The sequence below is a fragment of the Methylobacterium sp. 10 genome (assembly GCF_000519085.1).
Classification (GTDB): domain Bacteria; phylum Pseudomonadota; class Alphaproteobacteria; order Rhizobiales; family Beijerinckiaceae; genus Methylobacterium.
Genome location: NZ_KI912577.1, coordinates 4,128,733 through 4,148,173 on the forward strand (window position 1 = coordinate 4,128,733; position 19,441 = coordinate 4,148,173).

Annotated in this window: 15 protein-coding genes; 5 read left to right on the plus strand and 10 right to left on the minus strand. The window is 67.7% G+C overall.

Going from position 1 to position 19,441, the window contains the following annotated elements:
- Nucleotides 1–32: 32 nt before the first annotated feature.
- A complete protein-coding gene (locus K368_RS0119460; protein WP_027173795.1) occupies nt 33–794 on the minus strand; it encodes an endonuclease/exonuclease/phosphatase family protein in 762 nt (253 codons plus the stop codon).
- 49 nt (nt 795–843) lie between these two features.
- Entirely contained in the window at nt 844–1,131 is a 288-nt protein-coding gene (locus K368_RS0119465) for a hypothetical protein (RefSeq protein ID WP_027173796.1), read from the minus strand.
- 378 nt (nt 1,132–1,509) lie between these two features.
- Here K368_RS0119465 and K368_RS0119470 point away from each other — a divergent pair, with 378 nt between their 5' ends.
- Complete coding sequence (locus K368_RS0119470) at nt 1,510–1,743, plus strand: hypothetical protein (RefSeq protein WP_027173797.1); 234 nt, start codon at nt 1,510–1,512, stop codon at nt 1,741–1,743.
- 18 nt (nt 1,744–1,761) lie between these two features.
- Here K368_RS0119470 and K368_RS25135 read toward each other — a convergent pair whose 3' ends face one another.
- From K368_RS25135 to K368_RS27630, 5 genes are all read right to left on the minus strand, one after another.
- Entirely contained in the window at nt 1,762–3,000 is a 1,239-nt protein-coding gene (locus K368_RS25135) for an MFS transporter (RefSeq protein ID WP_036266519.1), read from the minus strand.
- Nucleotides 2,997–4,841 carry a glycoside hydrolase family 15 protein gene (locus tag K368_RS0119480; protein ID WP_027173798.1) on the minus strand — a complete coding sequence of 615 codons (1,845 nt, stop codon included), beginning with the start codon at nt 4,839–4,841 and terminating at the stop codon, nt 2,997–2,999. The genes K368_RS25135 and K368_RS0119480 overlap by 4 nt, the downstream gene beginning before the upstream one ends.
- Nucleotides 4,842–4,939: 98 nt before the next feature.
- Complete coding sequence (locus tag K368_RS0119485; protein ID WP_027173799.1) at nt 4,940–6,097, minus strand: Gfo/Idh/MocA family oxidoreductase; 1,158 nt, start codon at nt 6,095–6,097, stop codon at nt 4,940–4,942.
- A 203-nt stretch (nt 6,098–6,300) separates the two neighbouring features.
- Nucleotides 6,301–8,706: a PAS domain S-box protein gene (locus K368_RS0119490; protein ID WP_027173800.1), complete on the minus strand. Its 2,406-nt coding sequence runs from the start codon at nt 8,704–8,706 to the stop codon at nt 6,301–6,303.
- A 221-nt stretch (nt 8,707–8,927) separates the two neighbouring features.
- Nucleotides 8,928–9,053: a hypothetical protein gene (locus tag K368_RS27630; protein WP_280940244.1), complete on the minus strand. Its 126-nt coding sequence runs from the start codon at nt 9,051–9,053 to the stop codon at nt 8,928–8,930.
- 211 nt (nt 9,054–9,264) lie between these two features.
- On the opposite strand from K368_RS27630, the gene K368_RS27140 reads away from it, so the two are divergent.
- Nucleotides 9,265–9,408: a hypothetical protein gene (locus tag K368_RS27140; RefSeq protein ID WP_197031039.1), complete on the plus strand. Its 144-nt coding sequence runs from the start codon at nt 9,265–9,267 to the stop codon at nt 9,406–9,408.
- 61 nt (nt 9,409–9,469) lie between these two features.
- Here K368_RS27140 and K368_RS0119505 read toward each other — a convergent pair whose 3' ends face one another.
- Nucleotides 9,470–10,894, minus strand: a complete 1,425-nt coding sequence (locus K368_RS0119505; protein ID WP_027173801.1) for a phosphatase PAP2 family protein — start codon at nt 10,892–10,894, stop codon at nt 9,470–9,472.
- A gap of 475 nt (nt 10,895–11,369) precedes the next feature.
- Between K368_RS0119505 and K368_RS0119510 the strand changes: the two genes are divergently transcribed.
- Nucleotides 11,370–14,063 (plus strand): glucosidase, encoded by a 2,694-nt coding sequence (locus tag K368_RS0119510; protein ID WP_036266522.1) that lies wholly within the window; start codon nt 11,370–11,372, stop codon nt 14,061–14,063.
- A gap of 50 nt (nt 14,064–14,113) precedes the next feature.
- Here K368_RS0119510 and K368_RS0119515 read toward each other — a convergent pair whose 3' ends face one another.
- Both K368_RS0119515 and K368_RS0119520 read right to left on the minus strand, forming a co-directional pair.
- Nucleotides 14,114–15,022: a transporter gene (locus K368_RS0119515; RefSeq protein ID WP_245259621.1), complete on the minus strand. Its 909-nt coding sequence runs from the start codon at nt 15,020–15,022 to the stop codon at nt 14,114–14,116.
- 89 nt (nt 15,023–15,111) lie between these two features.
- Nucleotides 15,112–16,581, minus strand: coding sequence for an amino acid permease (locus tag K368_RS0119520; RefSeq protein ID WP_027173804.1), 1,470 nt, complete (start codon nt 16,579–16,581; stop codon nt 15,112–15,114).
- An 801-nt stretch (nt 16,582–17,382) separates the two neighbouring features.
- Between K368_RS0119520 and K368_RS0119525 the strand changes: the two genes are divergently transcribed.
- Nucleotides 17,383–17,892 carry a sigma-70 family RNA polymerase sigma factor gene (locus K368_RS0119525; protein WP_027173805.1) on the plus strand — a complete coding sequence of 170 codons (510 nt, stop codon included), beginning with the start codon at nt 17,383–17,385 and terminating at the stop codon, nt 17,890–17,892.
- 104 nt (nt 17,893–17,996) lie between these two features.
- Entirely contained in the window at nt 17,997–18,932 is a 936-nt protein-coding gene (locus tag K368_RS0119530; RefSeq protein ID WP_027173806.1) for a FecR family protein, read from the plus strand.
- Nucleotides 18,933–19,441 lie beyond the last annotated feature (509 nt).

Below are 19,441 nucleotides of genomic sequence, written 5' to 3' on the forward strand. Positions count from 1 at the left end.
TGTGCGAATCCGGTAGCGTTCGAGGCTCCGGGTCAGACCGAGGGCGGCGCGATCTCCAATTCGACGAGGAGGGGCAGGTGGTCCGAGGCCCGGCGGGCGAGCCCCGTGCGTACCACCTCCATGCGCCGGACCCGCATCCCCGGCCCGACGAAGACATGGTCGATCCGCAGCAGCGGCCAGCGGCTCGGGAAGGTGGCGGAGCCGGACCTTCGCCCGGCGATCCGCCTCGCATCGGCGAGGTGCGCGGCAAGGCGCCGGTAGGCGGCCGATTGCGGGATCGCGTTGAAATCTCCCATCAGGACGAAGGGGGAGGCGCAGGCCGGCGATCCGGTCCAGTCGGGACCGAGCAGGGCCTGCGCCTGGGCCATCCGCTCCCGCGCCGACAGGCCGAGATGGGTGTTGAAGACCTGCAGCGTTTGCCGGTTCGCCGTCACCTCCACCCACAGGGCTCCGCGCGGCTCCAGGCCCGGCCTGTTCGCGAGACCGGGCAGGATGCCCGCCTGGATCAGCCGCGACGGAAGGCGGGTCAGGATGGCGTCGCCATAGCGCTCCTCGCCCAGATGCAGGGCCGGCTGGAAGTGGTGATCCATGCCGAGGCGCCGGGCGATGGTCTCGGCCTGGTCGAGGCCGCCGGTCCGGCCGCGTCCGACATCGACTTCCTGGAGCGCGACGAGATCGACCTCGCAAGCCGAGATGACCTCGGCCACCCGCTCCGGCGACACGCGCCCGTCCATGCCGCGGCAATGACGGATGTTGTAGGACAGGAGGCGGACGCTGATCAAACCGGAAGGCACAGGCCGTAACTAGGGCGCGTCCCCGCGAAAGGGGATGCCGCCGCGATGCTCAATCGTCGTCGTCGTCCACCGGGGATCCGGAGGGGATCGGGCTGCCGTTCTCGACACCGTTCTCGAACATGCCGGGCGGGCCGTCGAAGCCGACGACGCCGTCCGGATTGTCCGGCGACACGTTGGGGTCCACCGGCGGCGGCATGTTCCGGTCGAGGCGGCGCTCGATGCGCTCCTCGCGGCGCAGGTCCTGGGTGATCGGCACGTCGCGCGGGCTCTGGGCCAGCGCCTCGGCGGCCGGGGACGCCGCGAAGAGTCCCATCAGGATAGCGGATCCGAACTTCATCTCATGCCTCCAGGCGCCGCGTCGGCTCCGTCGCCAGACATTATCGAGCCGGGGGCGATAAACGACAGTAAATTTCTATGCTGAAGACCGATTAAGGCCGATTCCGCGTGGCGGAAACCTGCGCACGCCGCCGGAGAGCGCTCCCCGAATCCCTCGGGCACCCTGCATGGTCGTCCCCGTATCGGGGGAGACAATGCCGGCCCGCCCATTGCTAGCCTCCGTCGATCGGCGTCGGATGGGGGCGCGGAACACTCGATTCCCTCGATGCCCAAAGGCTCGCCGTGTCCCGATCGTTATCCTCGTTCGAAGAAGGCACCCGAGACATCAGGACGAAACAGAGCCCTGGGACGTTGTCCTAATCGGTAACGGGAGATTCGAATGGACACCAGCCTCATTGCGATGAACGATGAAGCCAACCGGATCGGGTCCGAGCGGCTTCTGACGCAGTTGCGCGAGGAGGGTCTGGTCTATCGTCTCTGGGTGACGGGCACGGCGAAGGGGAGCCGCCTGCACATGCAGGTGAATGGGCTCGATGACGAACTCGAAGACCGCCTCGTCCGCGTCCTGAGGGGCCGGGGCATGCATCTCGATATCCAGCCCCTGACCCCCTGAGTCGGCTCGGCCCGCCGCTCACTCTCTCCGGAGTGCGGACGAGGGGGCGCGCGGCCGCTCCAGCGAGGCGGAGACCCCCCACAGCGCCAGCCCGCCGAGCGCCAGGGCCACCCCGACCCAGCCGGTGGAGGGCAGGCCGAAGCCGGCGGTAAGGGCGAGGCCGGCGAGCCAGGGACCCAGCGCGTTGGCGAAGTTGAAGGCCGAGTGGTTGAGCGCGGCCGCGAGGGTCTGCGCATCCTCGGCCACATCCATCAGCCGGGTCTGCAGGATGGTGGCGAGGCCGCCGCCGCAGCCGATGAGGAACACCACCGGCGCGAGGGTCCAGACGCTGCCCACCGCAAACGGGTAGAGGGCGAGAGCCGCCGTCGTCCAGACCAGGGTCAGCCCGGCCGCCCGCATCAGGGCGCGGTCGGCGGCCCAGGCGCAGACGAGGTTGCCGACGGTCAAGCCGAGGCCGAACACGGCGAGGACCAGCGGGATCGCCGCCGGCGCGGCATGGGTGACCTCGATCAGCGTCGAGGCGAGGTAGGTGTAGACCGAGAACAGGCCGCCGAAGCCGATGGCGCCGATGGCGAGGGTGAGCCAGACCTGTCCGCTCCGCAGGGCCCCGAGTTCGCGTAGCGCGCTGGCGCCCGAGGCCGGTCGTCCGAGGGGCGCCAGGATCCGTACGCACACCGCCGTCAGGAGCGCCAGGACGGCGACGAGCCCGAAGCTCCAGCGCCAGCCCACGAGCTGGCCGATCACGTTGGCGAGGGGCACGCCCGCCACCGTCGCGAGGGTGAGGCCCAGGATCACCCGCGAGACCGCCTGGGTCCGCCGCTCCCGTGGGACGAGGGAGGCGGCGACGAGGGCGGCGACACCGAAATAGGCGCCGTGCGGCAGGCCCGCCAGGAACCGGAACAGCAGCATCCCGTGATAGTTCGGTGCCAGGGCCGACAGGACGTTGCCCAGTGCGAACAGCACCATCAGCCCGACGAGGAGCGTCCTGCGAGCCATGGTCGCCGCGAGCACGGCGATGACCGGCGCCCCGACCACGACGCCGAGGGCGTAGGCGCTGATGACATGTCCGGCCGTCGGCGCGTCGATGCCGAGATCGGGCGCGAAGGCCGGAAGCAGGCTCATCGTCGCGAATTCGGTGGTACCGATGGCAAAGCCGCCCATGGCCAGGGCGGTGAGGACGAGGCCGGGATGCCGGCTGGGTGCCGCGTCCGGCAGGCTGAGAGCGCCGGAACGGGTGTCGAGGGTGGTGCCGGTCATCGGGCCGCTTTCAGATCTCGTTCGCGGTCGCCACGCAGGGAGCAGGCCGCGTGAAGCAGGGCGAGATGGCTCAGGCCCTGCGGTGTGTTGCCAAGATGGTCGCCGGTGTCGGGATCGACCATCTCGCTCATCACGCCGACGCCTCTCGTGACGGCGTGCAGCATGCCGGTGAAGACCGCTTCGGCCTCGTCCAGCCGACCGAGTTCGGCCAGGGCCTCCACGAGCCAGAACGAGCAGGCGATGAAGGCGCCCTCCTCCCTCTCGGCCCCCGAATAGCGATAGAGAAGCGGACCGCGCCCGAGTTCCTCGCGGATCGCATTGAGGGTGGAGGACAGGCGGTCGCGTCCGTCGAAGCCGAAACGGACCGCCAGGGTCAGGGAGGCGTCGAGGCGGTCGGTGCCAGGGTAGAACGTATAGGCTTGGCGCGTCTCCGACCAGCAATGCTCCTCGATCCAGGCCTGGATCCGATCCCGCTCCCGCGACCAGCGCGGCACGCAGGTCTCCGCGATATGACCGGCCTCCGCCAGTTCGACGGCGCGGGCAAGCGCCTGCCAGGCGCTGATCTTCGACATCGTGTAATGCTGCGGGACCTCCAGTTCCCAGATCCCGGCATCCTTCTGCCGCCAGCGGTCGGCGCATTCGTCGGCGAGGTCCGCCAGGACTTTCGCGCTCTTCTGATCGAGGATGTTGCCGTCGGCGACGAACAGGGTCGCGGTCTCGAAGATGTCGCCGTAGATCCCGTGCTGGTGCTGGCGGGCCGCCGCGTTGCCCACCCGGACCGGGCGCGACCCGCGATAGCCGGCAAGGCCGAGGGAGGTCTCCTCCGGCACCTGACCCCCGCGCAGGGTGTAGAAGACCTGCGCCCCATGCGTGCCGAGATGCTTCATCAGCCAGGAGAAGGCGGCCTTCGCCTCCGGCATCGCGCCGACGCGCAGGAAGGCGTTGACGGTGTAACCGGCGTCGCGAATCCAGGCATAGCGGTAATCGTAGTTCTTCGGCCCGCCGATCCGCTCGGGCAGGGAGGTGGTGGCCGCCGCGGCGATGGCGCCGGTCGGCGAGTAGAGCAGCAGCTTGAGGGCAAGGCCGCTGCGCCGCACCTCGGAGCGATGTGGGCCGTCGTAATGCAGCCCCTCCGCCCAGTGCCGCCAGGCGTCGTCGCTGACATCGATGCGCTCGTCGATTTCCGCGATGGTGGGGATGCCCATGGGCTCGTCCTCGCCGGCGAGAAGCGCCACCAGCGCGCGCTCCCCCTCCCCCAGCGTCACCGTCGCGGAGATGGTGCGATCCTCCTCCTCGAGGACGCGGATGTTGTCGCTGAAGCGGACTACCCCGAGGACCGGTCCCACATGGAAGACGCAGCCGTTGGGGGTCGGCTGGAGCCAGGGCGAGAGAGAATCGCCGCGCGTGCCGAACACGGCGCGGATCCGGAACGTAACCGTGCCCGATACGCCCTCCAACCGGCGCGCCAGTTCGCACCAGGGCAGGCGCCCGGCGCGGCTGCTGTTGAGGGATTCGGTCATCCGCGCCGTCCCGGTCCCGGTAACGACGATCGTCTCCAGCACGTTGCTGTCGGTGCGGTAGCGCCGCTCCATCGTGAACGCGCCCTCGGGGCGAACCTGGAAATAGCCGCCGCTGTCCGGCTCCAGGAGCCGGTCGAACAGGGGCGGCGAATCCATCTCGGGGACGCACCACCACGCCACCGCGCCGTCCGGGCCGACGAGGACGACGGAGCGGCCGTCGCCCAGCGGAGCGTAATCCTGGATCGGATACTCCGTGCCGCCCGGGTCGATGCACGCGGCATCGACGGAGAGGTCGGTGCCCGCCTGGGCTCGGTCATTCATCTTGAAAACTTGTAGAGCGAGGGACGGATATGGTCTCGATGCGGCCGGGCTAAGCAGAGTGTGATCTCAGGACCGGGGACCAGTTCTGCGAAACCTGTTTAGTTCAGCGGAACCTTGTCCTTGCCCTTGCCGGGATTCGACGTGTTGATGAGTTCCGGCGACTTTTGTGCCGAGAGCGTCTGCTCCTGGGCCTTCGTGTCGATGCGCCTGGTTCGGGTGAAGGGTTCGAGACTCTGCGACGTCCCGGTCTCGAGGGCGCGGACGATGCCTTCGATCACGCGGAGATCCGCGAGGCCTTCCTCGCCATCCGGTTCGGGTTCCCGGTCATGAAGGATGCAATCGGAGAAGTATTTCAGTTCGCCGCCGAAATGGTCGGTGTTCTTGAAGCTGGCGTGGCTCTTGTCCTCACCGATGGTGACCGTGTGCTCCAGGGGCTTACCGTACATATAGGCCGGGTTGACCTCGACGCTGCCCTCGGTGCCGACGACCGAATAGCTGTCGAGGGTATTGCCGTAATAGGACAGCACGAACTGCGCGATGCGGTCCTGCGGGAACCGGAGCGTGACCGCGACGGTATCGTCGAAATCGCCCAGCCCGGCTCCGGGGTGGCGGATGCCCACCGCCGAGACCACCTCCGTCGGCTCGTCGCCGAAGATATAGCGGGCGGCGTTGATCGGATACGGACCCATGTCGAAGATCGGGCCCGCCTGGATGCCGCTCGTCGCCCGGTGGTTCTCGGGCGAGACCATCTGGGTGAAGGTCGAGGAGAAGGTCAGCAGCTCGCCGAGCTGGCCGGATCGGATCAGGTCGATGGTCGCCAGGGTGCAGGGCTCGAAATGCAGCCGGTAGGCCACCATGAGCTTGGCGCCGGAGGCCTTCTGCGCCGCGATGATCTCCCTGGACTTCTCCGCCGAGATCTCCAGCGGCTTCTCGACGAGGACGTGGATACCGGCCTTCAGGGCGGGAACCGCGAATTCGGCGTGGCGCCAGTTCGGCGTGGCGAGATAGATCGCATCGATCGTGCCCGAGGCCAGCAAGGCGTCGAACTCCTCGTAGCCGTAGGTATCGGTGACGCCGTATTGCGCGCCGACGCCGCGCGCCTTCACCGGATCGCCGGTGACGAAGGCGACGATCTCCGAATTGCCGGTGTGCTTCACGCCGGGCAGCATGGCTTCCTGCGTGATGTCGCCGAGGGCGACGAAGGCGTAGCGGACCTTTTTCGAGGATGTCAGGCCGAGGGCCGAGGCGATGCTCATGGAATATCCGTATCGGGCGGGCTTCGTTCGGGGCCGGCCCGCACTGCCCGGGTGCCCGGGCGAGGCGGCGATGACGGGCCGCGGGGCGGCGACAGGCATGGCCCGTCGTCCCGGTGACCGCGCGCCGGTTTTCATGAGGAGAGAACGTTGCACTGCAACAGAGGTTGCCGCGTCGCCCGGTCGCGCCCGCAGGCCGGGCCGCTTCAGCGTGAGACGGCGAGCCGCAGGATGCGCGACAGGTCGGCCACCGAATAGGGTTTGCGCAGAAGCTCGAACCCGTGGCTGCCCTCCTCGGCGAGGACGTGGCTGTAGCCGGAGGTCAGCACGACGGGCAGATCGGGCCATCTGCGGCCGATGGCGTGGCCGAGATCGATGCCGTTCATGCCTGGCATCACCACGTCGGAGAAGACCACCTCGAAACCGGCGGGAGCGCGGGCCAGCGCGTCGAGGGCCTGCTGCGCATCCGTCACCCAATGGGTGACGTAGCCGAGTTCCTGCAGGGCCTGGGTGGCGAAGGCACCGACTTCCGCGTTGTCCTCCACGACGAGGACACGGGTGCCGTGCCGCTCGGCCAAGGGCGCGGGCTCCTGCACCGGCTCGGCCGCCACGGCCTCCCCCGCCGCGCGCGGGAGATAGAGGGTGAAGGTCGTGCCCTGGCCGAGGCGGCTTTCCACCACCACCTCGCCGCCCGATTGCTTGGCGAAACCGAAGACTTGGCTGAGGCCGAGGCCGGTGCCCTGCCCCACGCCCTTGGTGGTGAAGAACGGCTCGAAGATCCGGTCGAGCACCTCCGGCGCGATGCCGGAGCCGGTATCGGTGACCGAGACGGCGACGAAATCCCCCCGGATGCGGGGATGCGCCCGGACGGCCGGGATGATCGAGGCGCGGCGGACCCGGATGGTCAGCCGGCCCTCGCCGTCCATGGCGTCACGGGCGTTGACGACCATGTTGACGAGGGCGGTGTCGAACTGGCTCGGATCGGCGTCTATGAGGCAGGCCAGCGGCTGCCCCGCTGCGTCCTGGCCGGTCTCGATCTGGGTCACCACCTGGATGCGCGCACCGGTGAGGGTGCCGACCATGTCGGCCACGGAGGCTACGCCCTTGGCGACGTCGAAGACCTCGGGCGTCAGGGATTGCCGCCGGGCGAAGGCCAGGAGCTGGCCCGTGAGCTTGGCCGCGCGCGTCACCGTGTCGGAGATGGCATCGACGTAGCGCCGCCGGCGCTCCTCGGGCAGGTCGGGACGGCGCAGGAGGTCGGTGGAGGACCGGATCACGGTCAGCAGGTTGTTGAAGTCGTGCGCCACGCCGCCGGTGAGCTGGCCCACGGCTTCGAGCTTCTGCGACTGGCGGAGCTGATCCTCCAGGGCCTTGCGCTCGGTCACGTCGCGGCCGGCGGCGTAGAAATGGTCGCCCTGCGGGATCGCGTTCCAGGAGATCCAGCGCTCGCCGCCATCCGCCGCCCTCTGCCGGATGTCGAGGTTGTCGAGGACGGCGCCGCTCCGCAGCCGGTCCATGGCCTGCTCGACCGCCTTGCGGTCCTCGGGATGCACGAAAGCGTCGAACCGCGCGCCCACCAGGGCCTCGGCGGGCCAGCCCAGCATCTCGCTCCAGGCCGGATTGACCGAGCGGTAGATGCCGTCGAAGCCGCAGATCACGAGGAGGTCGCGGCTCGCGCGCCAGACGAGGTCGCGCTCCGTGGTCCGCTCGCGGGCCGTCGTCCTCAGCACGGTCTCGGCCTCGCGCCGGTCGGTGATGTCGTTGAACAGGATGGCCACGCGCCGCTGGACCGGCACCCCGATGCGCAGGGCGTGCACATCGAACCAGCGCCCCAGCGTCACCGCCCCGCTCTCGAACCGGACGGGTTCGCCGGACAGGGCGACCTCGCCGTAGATGTCGAGCCAGCGCGGCTCGATGCCGGGAATGACCTCGCTGACCCAGCGGCCCTCGACATTGCCGAGGCCGGCCTGACGCTCGAAGGCCGGATTGACCTCGATGAAGCGGTAGTCGATGGCGCGGCCGGTGGCGTCGAACCGCATCTCGACGATGCAGAACCCGGCATCGATGGCGTCGAACAGCGTCCGGTACCGGGCCTCGCTCTCGGCGAGCTTGCCCTCCTCGGTGCGAAAGCGGGTGACGTCGAGCTGGCTGGCGAAGAAGTAGCGCAGGCGCCCGTCCCGGTCGAAGACGGGGCTGATATAGAGCTCGTTGCGGAACGGCGTCCCGTCGCGATGGTAGTTGACGATCTCGACCACCACGTCGCGCCGCGCCGCGATGGCGTCGCGCAGGCGCGCCACGTCGGCAAGGTCGGTTCCCGGCCCCTGCAGGAACCGGCAATTGCGCCCGACGAGTTCCTCCGCCGAGTAGCCGCACAGGTCCTGGAAGGCGCGGTTGGCGAAGACGATGGGATTGTCGGGCAGGTTCGGGTCGGTGATGATCTGCGGCATGCGGGTCTTCTCCGCCGCCGTGAACAGCAGTTCCGGCCCCGCCGCCGAGGTCTTCTGGTCCTTGTCCGGCGCATGGATGCCGGACGCGATCTCCGCCTTCAGACGCGCGACCTCGGCTTCGAGATCGGCCTCGCGTCGCCGCAACCGGTCGATGTCGTCCCCCATACCGCCCGTTCCCATCCGGCCGCCGCGTTCATTCGGGCTCGAGGGAGCCCAACGATCGACACGCCGGACGGCTCCCTAACCCATATGGGGGGCGGCTGTCGCGTCTCCGATGGGTCCTGGTCCGCCCATAAATCGGGCGCCGTTCGCGACGGAGTGCTGCCTCAGCCTGTCCAGTGACGCCATCGCGCGGAACGACGCAGAGGTGCGGGGCGGGGCCGCGATCAGCCGATGACGTCGTCGTCCCATTCCACCCGCGGATAGGAGACCGGCGGTTCGCGCAAAGCCCAGAGCCCCAGGCATCCCACGGTACAGACCGAAGCGCTGATGTAGAGGATGAGGTCGAGCACGAACGAGGCCCTCGCAGCAGGGTGGTAAGCCCGCATTCTCCGGTGCTGTGGCTAAGAAAGCCTGAACGCCCGCGAGACGACGGCCCATGCCGCCCGCTCGTCATGTCGAAGCGCCCACCAGGGCACGTCCGCGTGGATGTGCGCCAGCGCAACCCGTCGGCTCGCTTGCCGGCGTAGAGCCCTCCCCTCTCCCCCGAGAAGGAAAAGGGCGATGGCCGCCAAATGGGTCCTTGCGTTGACGGTCCTGGTCTTCTTGACCACCGGCCGGGCGCCGGGAATGCGCGAGTTGAGAAATCCCGACGCCGAATCCGGCCATTCCCGCATCGTCCACATGGTCAAACGCGTATCCGAGTGAGGATGGGCGGCCTGCCGTCCGCCACCCCATGCCGGTGCGGGTCGGTTCCAGGATCGCCGCGCTACGGGGCAGTGGTCCGCCTAGTGGCGGCGAGCGCCGCCGCCTTGCCCCCGGCCGCGTAGAGGTCGAGGCGGGAATACAGGCCGAAGACCGAGCCGTCGTCGAGAAAACCGCCGGCCGGGCCGAGGGTGGCGGTGAGGATGTCGTTGGCCTCGGCGAGTGTCAGGGCCGGAAAGGCGGCGGTGAGGAGATACCCCGCCTCCGGCGCGGCTTTGCCGACGTCCACTGCCTGGTCCGACCGGCCCTGATGCACCACCGGAAGGCCGTAGGTCTGGGTCGAGGCGTAGAGGGCCGCGTTGGCGGCGGCATCCTTGAACCGGCTCCGGTCGGCGGCGGCGCAGGCGGCCACCGCGTCGCCGCAGCGCTCGCGAAGGAACGCCTGGAGTTCCGCGCGTGCCGCCGTCAGGGCCTCCGGATAGTCGGTGATGGTCACCGCGCCGTCGGTGGCGCGGCTCATTTCATTGATGATCGCCGGGTTCGCGCGGGTCTGTCCGACATAGGCGGGGTCGTTGGCCAGCAGATGGGCGACGGCGTGGAGGGCCACCGCCCTGCCCCCGAGCACGTCCATGGCGTAATGGGCGCCGACGACGATGCGGTTGTTGCCGTACTCGGCCCCGCGCGCGACCATCTGCTGGTAGCGCTCCGGGACGAGCAGGGCGAGGAGGAGCGATTCCGTGTAGCCGTAGGTGGTGTGGCCGCTCGGATAGGACGGGCTGTCCGTCAGGTTCTGTTTCGGGCCGCGCAGCCAGTCCATGCTGTGGGAGGCGGCGCCAAAGTAATCCTTGCCCCGATACGAGAGGAAATTCGGCTCGGTCTGGAACGGGCGTGAATTGCCGAAGGCGTCGGCACCCGGCGTTCCGGCCGGACGGTCGTAGGCCTTGCCGAAGACATCCGTCGTGCCGCCGATCTTGGTGAGGATGGCGCGGGCGGGGTCGGAGACGGGTGCTTCGCCATTGGTCGTCGCATTGGCGAAGAAGTACTTCCCCGCATTCGAATCCGACTTGGTGATGTTGTTGGTGTAGCCGATCAGCCGGGCGAGGCTGCCGGAGACGCTGGTGAAGGTCTTGAAGTCCTCGTAGCGCGCTTTCGCCTGATAGGCTTCCCCGAGGGACGTGCCGAGGCCGTCGGCGAGTTGCGCGGCGTTGCCGTCGGTGATGAAGCAGTCGCGCAGGGCGAGCTGCTGCTGCTCGGCGAAGGACAGCAGCAGCAGCTGGTCATGCCGCCCCATCTGGATGTCACCGGTGACCTTGAGGTTCGCCGCCAGCGCGGCCTTGCCTTCCGGCGTCGTCGCCAGGGCACTCACCGGCGCCAGTCCGCGCAGGGCTTCGAGATTCGTCGCCGATTGCGCCAGGGCGTGAACGGGGGCGAGGGCGAGGAATGCGACGAGCCCGAGCGTGCGGGCACTATGCGAGCGTGATCTGATCATGGCACCGGAACCAGGCTGCTGTGGCGGTGGTGCAGGCTAAGCAGGTTCGCGTTGGCAAGCCAACGCGAACCTGCTTAGCTCTTTGCTGTGCCGCAGGTTTTTATCGCAGAACAGGCGGCCACTTCTGCGAAACCTGCTTGGCAGAGTGCTCGGCCCGCCGCCGCCGGTTTTCGCGGCGTACCACGCGCACCATTCCGTGACGCCCCCGTGACCGGTTCTCTGGCGGCCGGTCGAAGACCGCCCGTGGCGGAACGTTCCTCGCAGACCTATCCGTGCTTGGCGCCAATGGTGCATCTCCGCTCCCACCGAGCCAAAGCCCATCGGGACCGATGACCGCCCAAGAGCCGCTTTCCATGTGTTGCCGCACGATTCCCTGCCGCACGATCTCCCACCCTTGCCGGCCGCCGTCCGCCGCCCACCGGTCCTGTCCGCGCGGCGGGTCCCTCCGGCCCGGTCTCGGACGCGGGGGCCGGGCGTGAGCGAGCTCGACGCCTGGGCCGAGCGCCGCCGGATCGCGGAGCAGGCGCGCGGCGAGCGCGCATGGTCCCTGTGGGGGCCGTATCTCGCCGAGCGCCAATGGGGGACGGTGCGGGAGGATTACAGCCGCGACGGCAATGCCTGGCGCTCGCTGACGCATGAGGAGGCACGCTCGCGCGCCTATCGCTGGGGCGAGGACGGGCTCGCCGGCATCTGCGACGAGCGTGGGCAGCTGTGCCTGTCCCTCGCCCTGTGGAACGGCCGCGACTACATCCTCAAGGAACGGCTCTTCGGCCTGACCAACGAGGAAGGCAACCACGGCGAGGACGTCAAGGAGGTCTATCACTACCTCGATGCGACGCCGAGCCATGCCTACCTGAAATTCCTCTATCGCTATCCGCAGGCGGCCTATCCCTACGACGAACTCGTCCGCGAGGGGCTGCGCCGGGGCCGCGACCAGCCGGAATACGAGATCGAGGAGACGGGCGCCTTCGCCGAGGACCGCTTCTTCGACGTCACCGTGGAATACGCCAAGGAGGAGATCGACGACATCCATGCGGTGATCACGGCGACCAACCGTGGTCCGGAGGCGGCCGATCTGCGCCTCGTGCCGCAGCTCTGGTTCCGTAACATCTGGTCGTGGCGCGAGGGACCGGCGGAATCGCGCCCCAGGATGGCGGTCCAGTCCGATGGAAGCATCGCCTGCGAGCATCCGCGCCTCGGCCGATACCGGCTCTCCTATGACGGCGAACCGGAGGTCCTGTTCTGCGAGAACGACACCAACCTGCGTCTGCACGGCTGCCAGCCCGACGCCCCCGGCCCGTTCAAGGACGGACTCCACGCGGCCATCGTCGGGGGCGATGAATCCGCCGTGCGCCGTGACGGCGGGACCAAGCTCGGGCTGCACTACGGGCTTCGCCTCGAGCCGGGTGAATCGAAGCGGGTCACCCTGCGGTTGTCGGCCGGCGCGCGGCCCCGTCCCGTCGACCGCGAGGGCGCCATCCTGCTGCGCCGGATCGCCGAGGCGGACGCGTTCTACGACGCCCTTCAGGACGGGATCGCAGACGCGGATTCACGCGCGATCTTCCGCCAGGCCGCCGCCGGGCTGATCTGGTCGAAGCAGCTCTATTGCTACGACGTGCGGCTCTGGCTGAAGGGCGACCCGCTCCAGCCGGCCCCGCCGCGCGAGCGCGACGGCGGACGCAACGTCCACTGGCGCCACTTCGCCGGGGCCGACGTGCTCTCCATGCCCGATAAATGGGAATATCCCTGGTTCGCGGCCTGGGACCTGGCCTTCCACTGCATCCCGTTGGCGCTGCTCGACCCGGATTTCGCCAAGAAGCAGCTGCTGCTCCTCACCCGCGAATGGTACATGCACCCCAACGGCCAGCTTCCAGCCTATGAATGGGAGTTCGGCGACGCCAACCCGCCGGTCCATGCCTGGGCGACCTATCGGGTGTTCGAGATCGACCGCGACCGGCGCGGCGGGCGCGGCGACCTCGCCTTCCTCGAAGGCGTCTTCCACAAGCTCCTCATCAACTTCACCTGGTGGGTGAACCGCAAGGATGCGGAGGGCCGCAACGTCTTCCAGGGGGGCTTCCTCGGCCTCGACAATGTCGGCGTGTTCGACCGGTCGCGCCCGCCCCCCGGCTTCGGCCGCATCCATCAGGCCGACGGCACCGCCTGGATGGCGATGTATTCGCTCAACATGATGCGCATCGCCCTCGAACTCGCGCTCCACAACGACGTCTACGAAAGCACCGCCTCGAAGTTCTTCGAGCATTTCCTGCTCATCGCCGAGGCGATGACCGACATGGGCGGCGAGGGCTTCGGCCTGTGGGACGAGGAGGACGAGTTCTATTACGACGAGGTCGACATTCCCGGCGGCGGCATGCTCCCCTTGCGCGTCCGCTCCGTCGTGGGGCTGGTGCCGCTCTTCGCGGTCGAGGTGATCGAGCCCTCGGTGCTGCAGCGGCTGCCGGATTTCGCCCGCCGTCTGAACTGGCTCCTCGAGAACCGGCCCCACCTCGCCTGCCTCGTCTCGCGCTGGGACGAAGGCGGCGTCGGCGACCGCAAGCTCCTGTCGCTCCTGCGCGGGCACCGGATGAAGGCGCTGCTGCGGCGCATGCTCGACGAGGCCGAGTTCCTTTCGGACCACGGTGTGCGCTCCCTGTCGAAGGCGCATCTCGACCGGCCCTATTCCCTGAACGGGTTCGGCGATGCGTTCACCGTGCGCTACGACCCGGCGGATTCCACGTCGAACATGTTCGGCGGCAATTCGAACTGGCGCGGCCCGATCTGGATGCCGGTCAACTACCTCGTCGTCGAGGCGCTGCGGCGGTTCCATTCCTATTACGGCGACGACTTCCTGGTGGAGTATCCGACGGGATCGGGCACGTTCCTCACCCTGAACGCCATCGCCGACGCCCTCACCGACCGCCTGATCGCCCTCTTCGCCAAGGGCGAGGACGGGCGCCGGCCGGCCTTCGGGGACCGCCCGCCCATCGCCTCGGCCCCCGGCGCCGAAGACGCCCTGCTGTTCCACGAGTTCTTCGACGGCGATACCGGCCGCGGCCTCGGCGCCTCACATCAGACCGGCTGGACGGCGCTGATCCTCAACCTCCTGCACCAGAAAGCGCAGAGACCCGAGAAGGCGCAGGAAACCGAAGGTGCCGGCCCCGCACAGCTCTGAGCGACGCGGGGGGGGCGTACCTCGGGTGCCGCCCCGGCCCGGACGGGCCGCTATGCGCCCTGCGGCGAGATCGAGATCGTCAGCCACAGGTTCCATCCCGCCGGACGGTTCTCCGCGGCGAACTCGCGGTAGAATTTCAGGTTCAGATAGCCCTGGGCGCCGCCGGCCGGGAAGAGGTAGCCGGCCTGGGGCCCCAGGGCGGCGACCCGGCCCTTGAACGGACCGAGGGTGGCGCCTCGCCCATCATCGCCGGTCACCTGCTGGTAGACGTAGCCGGCCAGACCGAGCTGATACTGCGTCCCGATGAACTTTGAGGCGGAGAAGTCGATATGGGCATCGATGCCGTTCTGGTACTTCGTCGTCGGATTCTGGAAATTATAGGTCATTCCGGCGACGGCCGAGAGTTCGTAGCCCAGGTCCTTGTCGTAATAGGTGTAGCCGAACCCTCCGTCCTGGCCCCAGTGCCCGATGCCGAAATTGGCCAGGCGCGACGCGTTGTAGGTGCCTGACGGGGCGTTGGTGAGGGTATAGACGAGGTAGTTGTGATTGCCGGCGCTCCAGCGCAGCGACGCGGCCGGCGTCAAGTCCATGATTCCCAGCCGGGTATCGTTCCTGACGTCGGCGATCCCGACATCCATTCTGCCCACCGCGCCGAACAGGCTCAGCGCCAGCTGCCCGTCGAGCACCGGCGTGGCGAAGGAATAGGTCACGCCCGCATAGGCGAGATCCGCCTTCTCGGTGACGGCCTGCACCTTCGCCGTCGCATGGTAATAGGTCAGGCTCGTCGACCACCCCGCCACGCCCGGCACCGCCGCCATGCTGGCGAAGGAGCCGGCCAGATACAGGTTCGCGCCGCCCTCGTCGGCCCGCGCCGGACCGGACAGGGACGTCGCCAGGGCGACACCCAGCAATCCCGCCAGGGCCCGCGAGGTGATGAACCCGGTGGCTGAATCTGTCACGGCGATTACTTTCCGGTCGTCACCAAGCGAAGGTCTTGCGTCACCAAGCGAAGGTCTTGCCGGCCGGGTGCCCCGGCCGCATTCCTGTGTCATCGCGACGTGACGGGAGACGCGGCGGACGGTTCGATCTCGAGGGCCGCGCGATCGAACGTCAGCAGGTAGAGGAAATAGACGCCGCCCGTCAGGAGGAGGCCCATCACGATCAGGACGGGAACCAGGGCGGCGGCGGGGGTGACGAGGACGAACAAGGCACCGATCAGCCAGACGAGGGCGATGACGGCGACCGGGATCTCGAAGGCGCCCAGATCGAAGGCGCCGACTTTCCGGTCGAGTTTCTTCCTCACGGCCAGGTACAGGATGACCGTGACCCCGTAGCTGAGGATCGGCAGGATCGTCGATGCCGTGATCAGCTGCAGCAGGGCTTCGCCCGGCAGTGCGAGCATCAGCAGGACGCCCCCGACGAAGACCAGGATGGTTGCCGGAATCGGCGTCTGCGTGCGCGGATGGACCTGGCTCATCAGGCGCGAGGCCGGAAAGCGACCGTCGCGCGACATCGCATAGACGAGCCGCGCGGCGGTGGCCATCACCACCATCCCGCAGGCGAAGAACGCGAAGGTCACCGCAGCCATCATGACCGCCTTCATCGCGGGACCGAACTGGTCGTTCAGGATCTCGGCGACGGGAGAGTCGCTCAGCGTGATCCGCTCCACATCCGGGATGGCGACGGTGAGGGCGATGAGGAAGAGGAGGCCCAGCACGCCCGCGGCGATCACCGATCCGACGATGGCGCGCGGGACGCTGCGAAACGGGTCCTTGGCCTCCTCGGCGACGTTGGCCGCGGCGTCGAAGCCGACGAGGGTGGAGAGGCCCATGAGCATGGCGAGCATCAGGCCGCCGCCGACCTTGAAATAATCGGCATCGGCGACGGCCGTCCCACGGGAGGTCAGGTTGGAGAAGGAGCCCGTCCCGTTCATCGCGATGGCGATCGGCAGAAGGATCACGAGCAGGACGACGATGACCACCTCGACGCCGACGGCGGTCCCGTTGATCAGTCCGACGACGCGGGTCGAGACGATGGTCAGCACGGCCTGGACCAGCAGGATCGCCAGGGTGATCCACCGGGCCGTCTGTTCGTTCGGCTCCATGCCGAGCAAGGGCATGAGCGCCTGGCTCGCGAGGGCATTGTCCACCGCCACCACGCCGATGCCGAGGTAGCAGAAGCTCAACAGGCCGAACCACCAGCCGATCGCCGGATTGGCCAGCCGCGAGGCCCATTGATAGGACGAGCCCGTCAGCGGAATGCGGGCCGCGAACTGGGCGATGACGAGGGCCACGAAGGTCTGCCCGACGGCGACGATGGCCCAGAGCCAAATTCCGACGGGACCCGCAGTACGGAGGACGTCGTCGAAGGTGCCGAATATACCAACGGCCACCGAAATGAAGGCGAAGGAGACGGCAAAGACTTGAAACGAACCCAGGGTTCGTTTCAGTTCCTGTCTGTAGCCCCCGATTTCGGCCGAAGAATCCTGACTTCGCGCATCACCTGGAAGTCCCGCCATACGACACCTTCATCTTCGATGCGCGTCGACGTCGATCGGCTCCGCTTGATCGGAGTTAAGCCAGTCACCATTCGTTTGCAACTATAAGTCTTCTCGCAGACAATGGAATTTGTTGCATTTTTAACACGAGAATGGTTTATCTTTTCTATCAATCGGGGCATGGTTTCTTCGCACAACAATGCGGCCCCTGTCCCGATTTGCTCCGGCGAGGGATCAGCCCGAGGCTCCTCTCGTCCCGCACAGCCGGAAGAGCCGGTTCTTCTGGGTCGGTCCGGTTGTCGCTGCCACCGATGTGGAGCGGGCGAGCGGCGGGCAACGCGGGAGCCGGCCTGTCGTTCTCAAGCGAGACGGGATCCCGTTCGAACGTTGCCTGGAATGATCGCGGACGGCCGGCAAGGACCCATGGCGAAGCCGGGCTGAGCCGGACGCCCTCATCGTCGCTCATGGCTGCGCTTCGAGGATGGGAACCGTTCGCCCGGACTCGGTACCCGGACAGTCAGGAGGTCCCATGCGAGGCAACCGGACTCCCATGCCGCGGCCATGAACCTCGATCCCGTCTTGTTGTGGCGCTGCAACACCACGGGGAATTGATGGCAACCTGGAACCGGGTTGTAGTTTGGATATGTCCTGAACGAGATTTTTTATCCCGGGAATACAAATATTTGCTGAGGGGAAAGGCCGATAGTTTAGAGATCATACAAAATGCAGCGGGGCTTGCATAATCGAGGCGCGAACTCCTTTGCTCGAAGTCACGGTCATCGAGCGGTGCTGTCATGATCCAAAGTGGGTGGGGCTGGTGTCATGCCAACGGTTTCAGTCGATGCACTGCATCGTAGCCAGGGCCTGAAGCTTCAACGCTTTCTGCTTCGGCTGCTCGACAATCCCGCCGACGCTGCCGATGCGATGCAGGAAACCTATCTCCGCCTCATCAAGGCGCTCAACCGGACCGAGATCGAGCACCCGCCGATCTTCCTGTTTTTCGTGGCCCGCAACGTCGCCAACAGCTTGGGAAAACGTCGCCGGTTCGAAGCCGATCTGTTCCGGCAGGTGACGGACGTACATCTCGCGAACGGCATCGATGAGACGGTCCGCACGGAGGAGCAGGTCGTCGCGCGCCAGCAGCTCCGCTTGGTCGCGGCCGCCATCGATGAGCTGCCGCCACGTTGCCGGGAGGTCTTTCTGCTCAGTACCTTCGATGGACTTGCGAACGGGGAGATCGCAGGGCGTCTCGGTATCAGCCGCAACATGGTCGAGAAGCACCTCATGAAGGCGCTCCTCCATACACGCCGTCGCTGCGCCGACTTCTTCTAGCGTTGCGATGCTCTGACCCCGTATGTCGTGAGCTTGCGATCCGGCGCGTCGTCCGTGAAGGAACCGGATCGGCTTATCCCCCTTCGGCACACCGGTAGAGCGGCATGAACCAACGCATCTCACCGGATGCATCGCACGGGGCGGAGGACGATCCCGTCTATGAGGCCGCGGCCCTTTGGGTCGTACGGCTCGCCTCGGCCGATTCGAGCAGCGCCGATCGAAAGGCTTTCGAGGTCTGGCGCAGGGCCGATCCGGCCCATGCCGAAGCCTATGCGGAGATGGAGACATGGCGTCGAACCATGGGCCAAGTGCCCGATCCGCGCGAGCGTAAGTCCAGGCGGGCTGTGGGGCTGAACGCCGTCGTGGCGATCGCCCTTTCCGGACTGGCGGGGGCTCAGCTCGGTTGGATCGATCGCCTGCGAGCCGATGCGTGGACGGGAGTGGGCGAGATCGAAACGCGGACCTTGGTCGATGGGAGCCGGATCGACCTCAACACCGACACGGCCATCGCGCTGCGTTTCACGGCCGAAGAGCGCGCCGTCGATCTCCTCCGAGGCGAGGCGGTGTTCGATGTCGTGCCGGATCCGCAGCGTCCCTTCATCGTTCGCGGGAACGGTGTCAGTGCCCGCGCCGTCGGAACCCGCTTCTACGTGCGGGTCGACGGAGCCGCCGATCCCGTCGGCGTCGCCGAGGGGCGTGTCGATGTCTCGACGGCCGTCGGTCGCACGCTGCTCCATCCGGGTGAGGTCGCGTTCCGGGACGCCGCCGACCGCCCCGTCGCCCGGCAGGGCAATGTCGCCCAGGCGATGTCGTGGCGGGACGGCAAGCTCTCGTTCTCCGGCCAGACCCTTCGGCAGGTCATCGCCGAACTCGAGCGCTATCGGCGCGGACGGATCTTGCTGATGGATTCCGCCGTCGGCGAGCGGCGCTTCAGCGGCACGCTCGATCCGCGCGATACCGACGAGGCGCTCGACGTGCTGGTCGCCACAATGGGAATCCGCGTCACCCGCCTGACATCGTTCGTGATCCTGGTTCGTTAGCCGCCCTTGTCCGACGCGCGAAAGAAGTTCCGGGGAGGACGTCAGGAGTTTCGCCGGTCGACGGTCTATCTCCGCAGGGACGAAGAAGCGCGAAGCGCACCGCCCGGTTTTGGACGGATGGGGCCGATGATGGTGATGCAGGGTCGAGATGTCGGGGCGCGCTGGCTCGCGCGCGGAGCGTTGATCGGGGTGTCGGTCATCACGATGAGTCACGCTGCGGCGGCCCAGCAGCATGTCTCCGCACGCCGGCTCTTTCAAACCCCGCCCCGGTTCGACCTCGTCCCGGGCTCGACACAGATGGCAGAACACTCCGCCGAACAGACCACGATCCGCGTCAGGGTCTCCATCCAGGCAGGCCCCCTCGAGCCGGCACTGGCGGCATTGTCCAAACAGGTGCAGCTCAAGCTGGCCTACAAGACGTCGCTGACCGAACATCTCTTCACGGCGGGCATCGACGGCGATTTCCTGCCCCTCGAGGCATTGGCCAAGCTGCTGGAAAACACCGGACT

What these genes read in the sequence shown, in the direction of transcription:
- K368_RS0119470 (WP_027173797.1), top strand. Translation starts at nt 1,510, where the DNA reads ATGGACACCAGCCTCATTGCGATGAACGATGAAGCCAACCGGATCGGG.
- K368_RS0119505 (WP_027173801.1), bottom strand. Translation starts at nt 10,894, where the DNA reads ATGATCAGATCACGCTCGCATAGTGCCCGCACGCTCGGGCTCGTCGCA.
- K368_RS0119480 (WP_027173798.1), bottom strand. Translation starts at nt 4,841, where the DNA reads ATGAATGACCGAGCCCAGGCGGGCACCGACCTCTCCGTCGATGCCGCG.
- K368_RS0119520 (WP_027173804.1), bottom strand. Translation starts at nt 16,581, where the DNA reads ATGGCGGGACTTCCAGGTGATGCGCGAAGTCAGGATTCTTCGGCCGAA.
- K368_RS27140 (WP_197031039.1), top strand. Translation starts at nt 9,265, where the DNA reads ATGGCCGCCAAATGGGTCCTTGCGTTGACGGTCCTGGTCTTCTTGACC.
- K368_RS0119530 (WP_027173806.1), top strand. Translation starts at nt 17,997, where the DNA reads ATGAACCAACGCATCTCACCGGATGCATCGCACGGGGCGGAGGACGAT.
- K368_RS0119485 (WP_027173799.1), bottom strand. Translation starts at nt 6,097, where the DNA reads ATGAGCATCGCCTCGGCCCTCGGCCTGACATCCTCGAAAAAGGTCCGC.
- K368_RS25135 (WP_036266519.1), bottom strand. Translation starts at nt 3,000, where the DNA reads ATGACCGGCACCACCCTCGACACCCGTTCCGGCGCTCTCAGCCTGCCG.
- K368_RS0119465 (WP_027173796.1), bottom strand. Translation starts at nt 1,131, where the DNA reads ATGAAGTTCGGATCCGCTATCCTGATGGGACTCTTCGCGGCGTCCCCG.
- K368_RS0119525 (WP_027173805.1), top strand. Translation starts at nt 17,383, where the DNA reads ATGCCAACGGTTTCAGTCGATGCACTGCATCGTAGCCAGGGCCTGAAG.
- K368_RS0119490 (WP_027173800.1), bottom strand. Translation starts at nt 8,706, where the DNA reads ATGGGGGACGACATCGACCGGTTGCGGCGACGCGAGGCCGATCTCGAA.